This window comes from Nonomuraea sp. NPDC048881 (genome assembly GCF_040649795.1).
In the GTDB taxonomy this organism is placed as follows: Bacteria; Actinomycetota; Actinomycetes; order Streptosporangiales; family Streptosporangiaceae; genus Nonomuraea.
This window is the reverse complement of record NZ_JBEZGC010000006.1, coordinates 261,925-272,536: the sequence shown is the minus strand read 5'-3', so window position 1 is coordinate 272,536 and position 10,612 is coordinate 261,925. Positions and strand designations below refer to the sequence as shown.

12 protein-coding genes and 1 tRNA gene are annotated in these 10,612 nt (G+C 65.8%); 7 read left to right on the top strand and 6 right to left on the bottom strand.

Annotation, left to right across the window (positions count from 1 at the left end):
• On the bottom strand, positions 1–1,322 hold a 1,322-nt coding region (locus tag AB0C33_RS23370; protein WP_358291289.1), incomplete at its 3' end, for an ice-binding family protein.
• An 800-nt stretch (positions 1,323–2,122) separates the two neighbouring features.
• Between AB0C33_RS23370 and AB0C33_RS23365 the strand changes: the two genes are divergently transcribed.
• From AB0C33_RS23365 to AB0C33_RS23355, 3 genes are all read left to right on the top strand, one after another.
• Positions 2,123–2,920 (top strand): L,D-transpeptidase, encoded by a 798-nt coding sequence (locus AB0C33_RS23365; protein WP_358291287.1) that lies wholly within the window; start codon positions 2,123–2,125, stop codon positions 2,918–2,920.
• A 1,332-nt stretch (positions 2,921–4,252) separates the two neighbouring features.
• Positions 4,253–4,480, top strand: a complete 228-nt coding sequence (locus tag AB0C33_RS23360; protein ID WP_358291285.1) for a hypothetical protein — start codon at positions 4,253–4,255, stop codon at positions 4,478–4,480.
• 525 nt (positions 4,481–5,005) lie between these two features.
• Complete coding sequence (locus AB0C33_RS23355; RefSeq protein ID WP_358291283.1) at positions 5,006–5,482, top strand: hypothetical protein; 477 nt, start codon at positions 5,006–5,008, stop codon at positions 5,480–5,482.
• Between the two features lie 7 nt (positions 5,483–5,489).
• Here the strand turns inward: AB0C33_RS23355 and AB0C33_RS23350 are convergent, their stop codons facing one another.
• Positions 5,490–6,131 carry a LysE family translocator gene (locus AB0C33_RS23350; protein WP_358291281.1) on the bottom strand — a complete coding sequence of 214 codons (642 nt, stop codon included), beginning with the start codon at positions 6,129–6,131 and terminating at the stop codon, positions 5,490–5,492.
• An 88-nt stretch (positions 6,132–6,219) separates the two neighbouring features.
• Between AB0C33_RS23350 and AB0C33_RS23345 the strand changes: the two genes are divergently transcribed.
• The 4 genes from AB0C33_RS23345 (at position 6,220) to AB0C33_RS23330 (ending at position 8,877) form a co-directional block, all read left to right on the top strand.
• Positions 6,220–7,179 carry a neutral zinc metallopeptidase gene (locus tag AB0C33_RS23345; protein ID WP_358291279.1) on the top strand — a complete coding sequence of 320 codons (960 nt, stop codon included), beginning with the start codon at positions 6,220–6,222 and terminating at the stop codon, positions 7,177–7,179.
• Between the two features lie 53 nt (positions 7,180–7,232).
• The gene (locus AB0C33_RS23340) at positions 7,233–8,090 is read left to right on the top strand and encodes a neutral zinc metallopeptidase (RefSeq protein WP_358291277.1); all 858 of its coding nucleotides are present in this window, start codon (positions 7,233–7,235) and stop codon (positions 8,088–8,090) included.
• A 45-nt stretch (positions 8,091–8,135) separates the two neighbouring features.
• Positions 8,136–8,432 (top strand): type II toxin-antitoxin system VapB family antitoxin, encoded by a 297-nt coding sequence (locus AB0C33_RS23335; protein WP_352318431.1) that lies wholly within the window; start codon positions 8,136–8,138, stop codon positions 8,430–8,432.
• Between the two features lie 109 nt (positions 8,433–8,541).
• Positions 8,542–8,877, top strand: a complete 336-nt coding sequence (locus AB0C33_RS23330) for a hypothetical protein (RefSeq protein ID WP_358291274.1) — start codon at positions 8,542–8,544, stop codon at positions 8,875–8,877.
• Between the two features lie 40 nt (positions 8,878–8,917).
• Here the strand turns inward: AB0C33_RS23330 and AB0C33_RS23325 are convergent.
• The 4 genes from AB0C33_RS23325 to AB0C33_RS23310 all read right to left on the bottom strand — a co-directional run bounded on the left by AB0C33_RS23325 (position 8,918) and on the right by AB0C33_RS23310 (position 10,474).
• Positions 8,918–9,007, bottom strand: a tRNA-Ser gene (locus AB0C33_RS23325).
• 10 nt (positions 9,008–9,017) lie between these two features.
• Entirely contained in the window at positions 9,018–9,473 is a 456-nt protein-coding gene (gene tadA / locus AB0C33_RS23320; RefSeq protein WP_352362209.1) for a tRNA adenosine(34) deaminase TadA, read from the bottom strand.
• Positions 9,470–9,946, bottom strand: coding sequence for a tRNA adenosine deaminase-associated protein (locus AB0C33_RS23315; protein ID WP_358291272.1), 477 nt, complete (start codon positions 9,944–9,946; stop codon positions 9,470–9,472). The genes tadA and AB0C33_RS23315 overlap by 4 nt, the downstream gene beginning before the upstream one ends.
• A gap of 18 nt (positions 9,947–9,964) precedes the next feature.
• The gene (locus AB0C33_RS23310) at positions 9,965–10,474 is read right to left on the bottom strand and encodes a tRNA adenosine deaminase-associated protein (protein ID WP_352362213.1); all 510 of its coding nucleotides are present in this window, start codon (positions 10,472–10,474) and stop codon (positions 9,965–9,967) included.
• Positions 10,475–10,612 lie beyond the last annotated feature (138 nt).

Genomic DNA, 10,612 nt, shown 5'->3' with positions numbered 1-10,612 from the left:
CAGAACTCATGGTGCCCATGGTCGTAAGAACATGGCGCGGGCTTGTGGGGCTTCTTAGTCGGCTTCGGCTTCTTAGTGTGGGTCGGGGTCACCGTCGGCGTGACCGTCGGGGTCACCGTCGGCGTGACCGTCGGCGTGACCGTCGGGGTGACCGTCGGCGTCACCGTCGGGGTCACCGTCGGGGTCACCGTCGGGGTCACCGTCGGGGTGACCGTCGGCGTCACCGTCGGGGTCACCGTCGGGGTCACCGTCGGGGTCACCGTCGGGGTCACCGTCGGCGTCACCGTCGGCGTCACCGTCGGGGTCACCGTCGGGGTCACCGTCGGCGTCACCGTCGGCGTCACCGTCGGCGTCACCGTCGGAGTGACCGTCGGGGTCACCGTCGGGGTCACCGTCGGAGTGACCGTCGGGGTGACCGTCGGGGTCACCGTCGGAGTGACCGTCGGGGTCACCGTCGGGGTCACCGTCGGGGTCACCGTCGGAGTGACCGTCGGGGTCACCGTCGGGGTCACCGTCGGCGTGACCGTCGGGGTCACCGTCGGAGTGACCGTCGGCGTCACCGTCGGAGTGGGAGTCGTTGTTACGCATTCGTCGATGTCGACGGTGTTGGTGTCAAGGCTGACCTGACCGTTGCGGGCCAGCAGCCGGCCGTTGACGGTGGCGCCTGTGTTCGCCGAAATCGAGGTCAGGGCGAGAATGTTGCCGACGAACGTGGAGTTCGTTCCGAGTGTCGCCGAGCTGCCCACTTGCCAGAAGACATTGCACGCTTGCGCGCCGTTGATCAGGTTGATGTTGCTGCCCGACCCGGTGATGAGCGAGGAGCCGACCTGGAAGATGAAGACGGCATTGGGATCATTCTCGCCGTCGAGGGTGAGCGTGCCAGTCAGGCCGAGGGTGGAATTGGCAGCGTAAATACCGTGCGGGAGTGTCAGGCCGGTGAGGTCGGCCGGAACACTAGTGGCCGGGGTTCGGCCGGCAGCATCGTCGTATGCGATGGTCAAGTCGGATTGCGCCTGAAGGGCTACGGCATCGGCACTGTGCTGAGTTCCCAACACTATTCCAGGCGGGAACCCGGTGATCGCGGTACCCGGGCTCACCCCCAAGTCGTCGCTAATGATGCTGGGGCCGGTGTTGGTGACCGCGCTCCCAGCTAGAACCGAGAAACTTCCGGCCGTTCCCAGGTTTACGGTGGCTACCTGAGCTACGCTCTCGCGAGACTGAACGAGAAAAAATACGCCCACGATGGGGACGAGTATCAGAATCGCCGCCATTCGGGAAAGCCCCGGCAGCCTGAGCAAGGCCTGTGTAAAGGTACCGTTCATTAGCGCGTCATTCTCCCGGCAGAAGGGCATCGGATACGCCCGGTTTTCTCGTCCACATGAGGCGAGACATTCACCTGCGCGAGATATCAATCCGCCGGACCCACCGCCATGGAGCAGTTGGCGCCATGCGAAGCCCCGAGAGTGCTATCCCCCGCGACTTGGCACGCTACTTGCAGGCATCAGCCATAGTGAGCACCAACACTTAAATGACACATAAAACTCGATCAACTTTGAGTGCAAGCCTACACTTCGACACAAAGGAGGATTTTGGGCAGTTAGTCCACTTTGCCCCTTGGGCTGCACAAGCGCTAATTGACTGCCAGGCAGGAACAGCAGGAGGCCTGTGCGCGCACTACATCAGAGGCCTCCTAGTAGTTACGCCAGTCTCCGAAAAGACGACATCTGCTGAAATCGCGTTCACAAGTACTGTGCTTTCGGGCCATATAAGGTGCCCAGCCGCACACTGGACGTGAGGGACCCCCTACTTGAACAGAGGCCACAGAAGATCACCAGCTGCCATCGCGCCGGAGAGTCGCAAAGTATGAGCTTCGCCAACCGAGCCCCAAGCAAATCTTTGCATTTATCGGACCAGGGACAAGATGAGTGGCAGCTTTCGGCAGTGCTATATCTGGAACGCTCTCGCAGGTCCGGAGCCATAGCGTCCAACATTGCATCGACAGTGCGTTCCGAAGTGTCGCCACCTCTCCTCTCGGGATCGTTCACCAGATTATTGGAGTTTCTTCTTGCGTGATTGCTTTCACCTCGACAGGCCCTACCGTGGGGCGGGCTGGTCGACGAAGATGATCGTGTACGGCGCGCTAACGATCACACCTCTGGCCGCCGCCTGCGGCACAGCCCCAGACAGGCCGGCACATGTTGCAGCACCGGTTGCGGCCACGCCACCGATCAGGCCGGTACCCGTATCAGCGGCACAAATAGCGCGATTGCCGCGTGCAACAACTTTCACCAGACTCCGTGGAGCACCGAAGGACTCCGACTCACTCGATCAGGGAGATGGGAGGGTGACACATCCCACGAAACCACAGATAGTCTATGGCCATCCAGGAGGGCCCCCTCTGGCGATATTGCCTACCACTGAGATGGGGAGCGCAACATGGGTTCCGGTAGTGCAGACACAGCCAGGATGGGTTCGCGTCTTGCTGCCGAGCCGACCGAACAAGGCAACAGGATGGATCTACAGTGACGGAGGAGGGCTGCAGAATGCATATAGCCCTTACCGCGTAGAAATCGAGCTGTCCGCTCGAAGACTTACCCTGTTCGAGGCCGGACATCGACTGCGTTCATGGAAAGTGGCCGTGGGCGCTGCGGCCACCCCCACACCGACAGGGCGGACATTCCTGATGGCCGTCCTGTCTCCTCCCAAGCTGACCTACACCCCACTGATTCTGCCGTTGGGCATGCATTCGACTTCGCTTGACAGCTTCGATGGCGGGCCCAGCACAATCGCTTTGCACGGTTGGCCAGACAAAAGTGTGTTCGGCCGGGACATCAGTCACGGTTGCGTAAGGGTTCCCGCCACTGCCCTGCGCGTATTGTCTCGCATCCCATTGGGTAGTTCGGTCCTGATCACCGCTTGACCTCGACACAGTGGGCGATGGGCGAACGCCATCATTTCAACGAGAAACTCCGGCGTTCTGAGCAACCTAGGTCAATGGCGGTCGCGTCAGGGCTTGAGCCGATTGCGATCTCGGGCTTTCTAGCTCCGGACGAGGCCGCCAACCGACGAGGTATCCACTCGGGGGAACGCCAACCGGCCCTGCCGGCCCTTGTCTCGCTGGTGCGACGAGATGGGCCGGCAGAGCCGGTTGTCGTTGAGGTCGGCTATCAAAGATCTAGCATTGGTTCTGAACACCTCCAGGGGCAACAGATCCCATGTTCTCGGGCGCAAGCAATGGCACGTTGATTGTTAGAAGCTGGTAAGCGAGAGCGTTTGCGGGCGGATCACAGGGGGCGAGGGCAATGGCGCGACTCGCGGAGGCGGGGCCTGCGGTCAGCAGAGGCAGGGCCAGAGCGGCAGTGGCAGCAGCCAGTGCGAACATGCGGGAGGTGAAACGCATGAGCGGTGATTCCTTCCTTTGACGGGGTCACAAGAACACTACCCTCCGTAATCAAGCAGTGCTGTGCTCGACAGGCCAAGCCGAGCTAGATATCGTTCAATTACTTAGTGTGGAGATGCTTGTCGAGGTCCCATGATGCACATCTCTGCGATGCGCAAAAATGCACATGCGGTGAGACCTGGAGTTCTTCGACCGCTAGAGAACGCTATTTGAGCAGATGCTCGATCGCCCTGAGTGATTTGCTCACCGTCACCTGGCGGACAAAACCACCAGGCGCGCTCCGACCGCTCCGAGGCCGCGATTCACATCGCAATGATCGACATCATGAGCCGCCGCCTCACCGGCGAAAACACCCCGAGATCGCGCGGCACCTGAACCCGGGACCAGGCAGGGGTGAACGCCCACTAAGCGAGCTTGGACGGAGAAGACGTCGAACACATCCGTGAGCTGCGATCCAACAGGAGTCGTAGTCCCCGTTCACCGTCGTTCGCAGGTGTTCATCGGGACCCGCTCCATGGACTACAGCCCAGCTAGAGACCCCCATGACCAGCGATGAACGAAGGTCCACAGACTTGAAAAGCGTGTATAGCGCAACCCATCAGGGGTTCAAATCCCCTATCCTCCGCCAGTCCAGAAGGGTCATGCCAAGTCAACGGCATGGCCCTTCTGGCGTTCCAGCGGCCCTCGGGCGCCTCGATCGGCTCCTGCCCCCACGACGTGGCCTGATGGCCGGCCGCCATGCGGAGGATCTTGATTGATCAAGTATTCCTCCGACACGAAGGACACGACCGTGGCCCGCATGCTTCGCCACCTCGACGGAGAGCTCTAGGTGCAGGACAACAAGCGTTCTACGTGCAGGACAACAAGCTCTGTCTCTACGGCGGCACCGAATGTCCCGAGTTCACCGACGAGGAGTCGGAGAGCCACCACGCGCACGTACCCGTCCATCTGGAGGCGTGGGACGACGAGCCGCCGGAGCCGGGCCCCGAGTGGAGGCCGATCGAGCGGTCCGGCGGTTTCACGGCCCTGACCGGAGTCGTCCAGGTGGGCGTCGTGGACGGCAGCGGCCGTGACTCCTGATCGGCCCGTCCTTGTTCGAGTACGGGCTGGCCGTGTACGTCCACGCCGAGGAGAGCGTGCCGTGGACGGCCCCGTCACGAACGTTCTTCGACACCGATCCGCTCGCCCGCATGTTCCGCCTGCGCCAGGATGATCCGGTCGCCCGTGCGCTGAAGCCCGATCACGCGCCCACCTTCCCCAGCGACGAGCCTCACCTGCCGGCCAGAGACCCGGGCGAAACCCACCGGATGTGGCGCTGGGAGAGGCGTACCGCCGATGATCGCCCGTACGACGGCAACCTTCCGACGGGCCGGATCGTGCACGTCCGGGACGTCCACAACGGCCGGATCCTCGCGTCGGGCATCGTGACGACGCTCGGCTCGGTGGTCGGGGCCCCCACGTCAGAGACGCCGAACCCCACGAGGCCGCCGGGGTCCTGTGCTCGGAGCAAACCTGGCCGGCCTGACGGGGGCAGGAGCCCGTACGGACGGCGGGAAGCCCACGAAGGGTGGCGAGAACGGAAATCGTCAGGATATCTTGACGGTTATGACTTTGAGCACTGCCGAGCTTCCCGGGCACGAGGGTTTCGTCGCGCCTGTCCTGCCCGACGGGGAGCTGGCCTCGTCGTCCAGCGCCTTCACCAGGACGTTCGTCGGGTATCAGGCCGCCTGTTCGTGCGGATGGACCGATCGGCGGCGACATCCGGCGACGCCGGAGGGGGCCAAGGAGGCGGAGTACCGGTGGTGGAGCAGGCACACGCCGCCGCTGCTCGCCGCCGCCCCGCCCAGCTGGCTGGTGATCAAGTCGAACCTGCTGTGCGAGCAGGTGGTCAAGCTCGCGGCCGACCGGCCGCTGGCCGCGCTCACCCTGCTGTCCCAGGTGGAGAGCTGGCAGCGGACGCTGCTCGACCAGGCCGTCGCCGGGGCGCGGGACAACGGCGCCTCCTGGGCGGAGATCGGGGAGGCCATGGGGATCTCCAAGCAGGCCGCCCACGAGCGCTTCAGGGCCCAGGTGAGCCAGTAGAGCCCGGTCAGGCCGGCACGAGCGCCTTGGAGCGGTCGGCGACCATCCGTACGGCGAAGACGCCGAGCACGGTCCCCATCGCGTACCGCTGCACCCGCAGCCACACCGGATGCCGGACGAGGAAGGCGGCGAGGCCGCCGGCCGAGATCGCGATCAGCGCGTTGACCAGCGTGCCGATCGCGATCTGCACCGAGCCGAGCGCGAGGCTCTGCAGCAGCACGTGCCCCATGGCGGGGTCGATGAACTGCGGCAGCAGCGACAGGTACAGGATCGCGATCTTGGGGTTGAGCAGGCAGGTGAACAGCCCCATGGCGAACAGTTTCCGCGGCCTCTCCACCGCCAGCTCGCGCGGCTGGAAGACCGAGGCGCCGCCCGGCCTGACCGCGTTCCAGGCCATCCAGAGCAGGTACGCGGCCCCGGCCAGCTTGAGCGCCGTGTAGGCCACCGGCACGTACGCGAACACGGCCGTCAGCCCGAGGCACGTCGCCGTCAGGTACGCCATGAACCCGAGCGCGACGCCGACGAGGGAGATCAGCCCGGCACGACGCCCCTGGCTGATCGAGCGGGAGACCAGATAGATCATGTTCGGTCCGGGCGTCAGAACCATGCCCAGGGACACCAGCGCGATCCCCACCAACCCACCCGTCATAGCGGCAGATTAGCTGACAAATGGCAGAAAATCACGATCCCACATATTGCCTTGCGTAATCGACCGACTACGGGGGATGACACAGGGCATGCAGTTCGACGACGACGCGCCACTCGACCCCTCACAGGTCGAGGACGTCCGGGCCTCCGGCTCCCAGCCCGGCCGGGGCGGCGGCGGCTGGGGCGGGATGCCGGGCGGCGGCTGCATGTTGCCCATCGGCGGCCGTGGCGGCGGCTGCCTGCTGCTGGTCCTGGCGGTGGCCGGGCTGTTCCTGTTCAAGCTCGCCCCCACGCCCTTCAGCGGCGACGAGGGCGGCGAGCAGGGCGGCGCACGCTACCCGAGCGCCCCCGGCCAGCTCTCCCCCAGCGGCAACCTGGCCGAGCGCTGCCGTACGGGCGCCGACGCCGACCAGTCGGAGGACTGCCGGATCGTCGGCACGGTGAACAGCATCCAGTCCTACTGGCGGCAGGAGTTCAAGGAACGCGACCAGCAGTACACGCCGGCCAAGACCGTGCTGTTCTCGCGGGCGGTGAACACCGGCTGCGGCCCCGCCGACTCGGCCGTGGGCCCGTTCTACTGCCCGCGCGACCGCAAGGTCTACCTGGACCTGGCCTTCTTCGACACGCTCCAGCGCGACTTCGGCGCCGAGGGCGGCCCGTTCGCCCAGGCGTACGTGGTCGCCCACGAGTACGGCCACCACGTCCAGAACCTGCTCGGCACCATGGACAAGGTCGGCAACAACAGCCGGCCGGGCGCCGGCAGCGCGTCCGTGCGCCTGGAGCTGCAGGCCGACTGCTACGCCGGCGTCTGGGCGCACAACGCGGTCAAGACGGGCTTCTACCGCGAGCCGTTCACGCAGGCCGACATCAACCAGGCCCTGGACGCCGCCGCGGCGGTCGGCGACGACAGCATCCAGCGCCGCTCGCAGGGCCGCGTCACGCCCGACGCGTTCACCCACGGCACCTCCCAGCAACGCGAGAAGTGGTTCAGCGTCGGATACGACAGCGGCCTCCCGGACAGATGTGACACCTTCTCGGATGGCATCTAGACGCCCTCCTGGGGAAGCTCTCTAGCGGGCAGCACCCAGAAGGGACGTCAGATATGGATTTCAAGGACGACGTCAACCTCGACTCGTCGCAGGTCGAGGACGTCGGCGGTCGCGGTGGCGGAGGGTTCTCGGGCGGCGGCTTCCCCGGCGGCATGGTCCTCGGGGGCGGCGGCATCGTCGGCCTGATCGCCTTAGTGCTGGTGTTCGTGCTCAACAACCTCGGCGGCGGAGGCGGCGACGCCGAGCCGGCGCAGAAGCAACCCCCGGCCAAACTCGCCGAGGAGTGCAAGACGGGCAAGGACGCCGACCAGTCGGAGAAGTGCCGCGTCGTCGGGGTGGTCAACAGCATCCAGGACTACTGGAAGCAGGAGATCCCCGACTACCGGACGTCGAAGACGATCCTGTACTCCGGCAGCCTCCGCACCGGCTGCGGCGCGGCCAGCTCCGCCGTCGGGCCGTTCTACTGCCCAAGCGACCAGCGCGTCTACCTCGACCTGAGCTTCTTCGACCAGCTCCACAGCCAGTTCGGCGCCAAGGGCGGCCCCTTCGCCCAGGCGTACGTGATCGCCCACGAATACGGTCATCACGTCCAGGACCTGCGTGGGGCCCTCCAGTCGGACACCGGCAGCTCGGTCCCCGTCGAGCTCCAGGCCGACTGCTACGCGGGCGTGTGGGCGCACAACGCCGTCCGCACCGGCTTCTACGAAAAGGCCTTCACCCAGACGGAAATCGCCGAGGCACTGGACGCCGCGGCCGCCGTGGGCGACGACAGAATCCAGCAACGCACGAGCGGCAGAATCGATCCCGAATCGTTTACGCACGGCTCGTCCGAGCAACGCGTCAACGCCTTCCAGCGCGGCTACCAAAACGGCCGGCCGGGCGAGTGTGAACAGTCTGAGCTGGGCCGATAGCCCTGGACAACGCAGCAGGTCGAATTCTCTCCTAAAATGAGGTGGGTGATCTTCAAGCTCGTCGGCGACGGACGCCCTTATCCCGAACACGGTCTGACGAACCGAGAGTGGGCGCAGATCCCTCCCAGGCAGGTCCGGCTCGACTCGTTGATCACCACGAAGGCCATGCTGGACCTGCACTCGCTGCTCGCCGCGGACTCCACTTTCTACGGCGACCTGTTCCCGCACGTGGTGCAGTGGCAGGGCGAGCTCTATCTGGAGGACGGCCTCCACCGGGCCCTGCGCGCGGCCCTGCACCAACGGTCGATCCTGCACGCCAGGGTCCTGGATCTGCCCAACTGAAACGCGCCGGAAAAGGGAGCCGCCATTCGCGGCTCCCTTTTTCATGTGTCAACCTGATCGACGTGCCGTGTGTCACGTCCGCGTCTTTCAACATCGTTCGGAGAATGCCGTGTCGTATCCACCGCCACACGGGTCGTGGCCGCCACCCGGATACGGCCCGCCGTCCTACTACTCGCAGCCGCCCCACTACGCGCAGCCGCCGGCGCACGAGTACGTCGAGGAGCCCGGGCCGCTCGACAATCGCAACCTGATCGTGCTGCTGGCCGTCGGACTGCCGCTGCTGCTCCTGAGCGCCTGCGGCGCGCTGTTCTTCGTCCTGACCGACGACGGCCGTCCGGATACCCGCGGCGGCGGGACGGTCCAGACGCAGGTCGTCGAGGACAGCCCGCCGGACGTCCAGCTCAACCTGAATCCGCCGGCCGACGGGCCCACCCAGCAGCCCTGAGGGCAAAAGAAAAGGGCCTCCGAGGTCGTCGGAGGCCCGCTGGCGGTGGTGGTGGGATTTGAACCCACGGATGAGTTGCCCCATCACACGCTTTCGAGGCGTGCGCCCTCGGCCACTAGGCGACACCACCGCGGACGAGCTTACCGGATTCTCCGAGTAGCGAAGAACGTCTTGAGGACGGCAGAGCATTCTTCGGCCAGGACGCCCATGACGACCTCGGGCCGATGGTTGAGCCTGCGGTCGCGTACGACGTCCCAGAGCGAGCCCACGGCGCCGGCCTTGGCGTCGACGGCGCCGTACACGATCCGGTCGACCCGGGCGAGCACGGACGCGCCCGCGCACATCGTGCACGGCTCCAGCGTGACCACCAGCGTGCAGCCGCTCAGCCGCCACTCACCGCGCAGCGCGGCGGCCCGCCTGAGCGCCAGCACCTCGGCGTGCGCGGTGGGATCCGCGGCGGACTCGCGGTCGTTGCCGGCCGCGGCCAGCACCTCGCCCAGCGGGCCGAGCACGACGGCGCCGACGGGGATCTCGCCCCTGCCGCCGGCCGCGACGGCCTCGGCCAGGGCCAGGCGCATCGCTTCCTCGTGGGTCAACGCAACCGGTCGAGCTCGTCGGCGAACGACAGCCGTTCGGCGATCACCGACAGGACGTCGGCGGGCAGCAGGCCCTCCTCCATGCTCAGCTCCAGCAGTTCCTCCGAGCTCACGCCGAGGTCGCTGAGCAGCTCGAAGTCACCGGCGGGACGCACGCCGAGCCCGTTGCCCTCCTTGTCGGGGGCCACGCCGGCGAACTCGGCGAACAGCTCGCCCATGCTGTTGGAGGAGATCGCGTGCACGTCCGACAGGAACACCCGGGGCTCGTCCTCGCCGCGATAGCGGGCGATGGCGAACCATTCGTCCTCGACCTCGACGCAGAGCAGAGCCAGCTCGTCGCCCGTCAGGCCCAGGGTCTCGATGACGGCGTCACCGAAGTCGTCGACGATCTCCGCGTGGCGCAGATCGACCTCTGCGCCGGTCCAGCCGTCGGAAGTCCTGACAAAAGCCGCAGAGAAGGTGTTGGACGCCATGCCCGCACTCCAGGGGGTTCAGCCGAAGACCGATTCGATGGCACGCTCGAACGGCTCGGAGAAGCCGAGTCGCGCGGCGATGCTGGACAGCACATCTTCGGGGAGGAGATCGATGTCGCCGGAGAGGATGCCCAGCTCCATCTCGTCCAATCCGAGATCGGCGAAGATCGACAGATCTCCCGCCGGCAGCACGGTCTCCTCGTCCTGGAGGATCTCGTCGAGCTCCTCCTCGTCGGGGACCGGCACGTCGAGGTAGTGCAGCACCTGGCGGGCGAGCGGGAAGTCCCAGGAGGCGGCGATGTCGGACAGGAAGACGTCGACACGCTCGCCGAGCACGCGCAGCGCCACGAAGAACTCGTCGCCGACGGCGATCAGGCCGATGGTGCCGCTCTCGCTCGGCTGCTGCCTGAGGGCCTGGATCAGGCCCTGGAGGTCGGACGTGAGCGTGACGGGCAGCAGCTCAGCGTGCCACCGCTCGTCCTCGCGGTAAATCACTATGGCGAAGTCGAGCGCATCTTCGTCTGTCATCGCCATCCCCACCCGAGCCTCTGACACGACAGGTTCGCACCAGACCCCAATCGTTCCAGAACAGGCCACGCGGCGTGTGCTTCTCCGACCAAATTGTGATCAAAACCAAAGGCCCGGGATGCCACCACTCCGGTCACC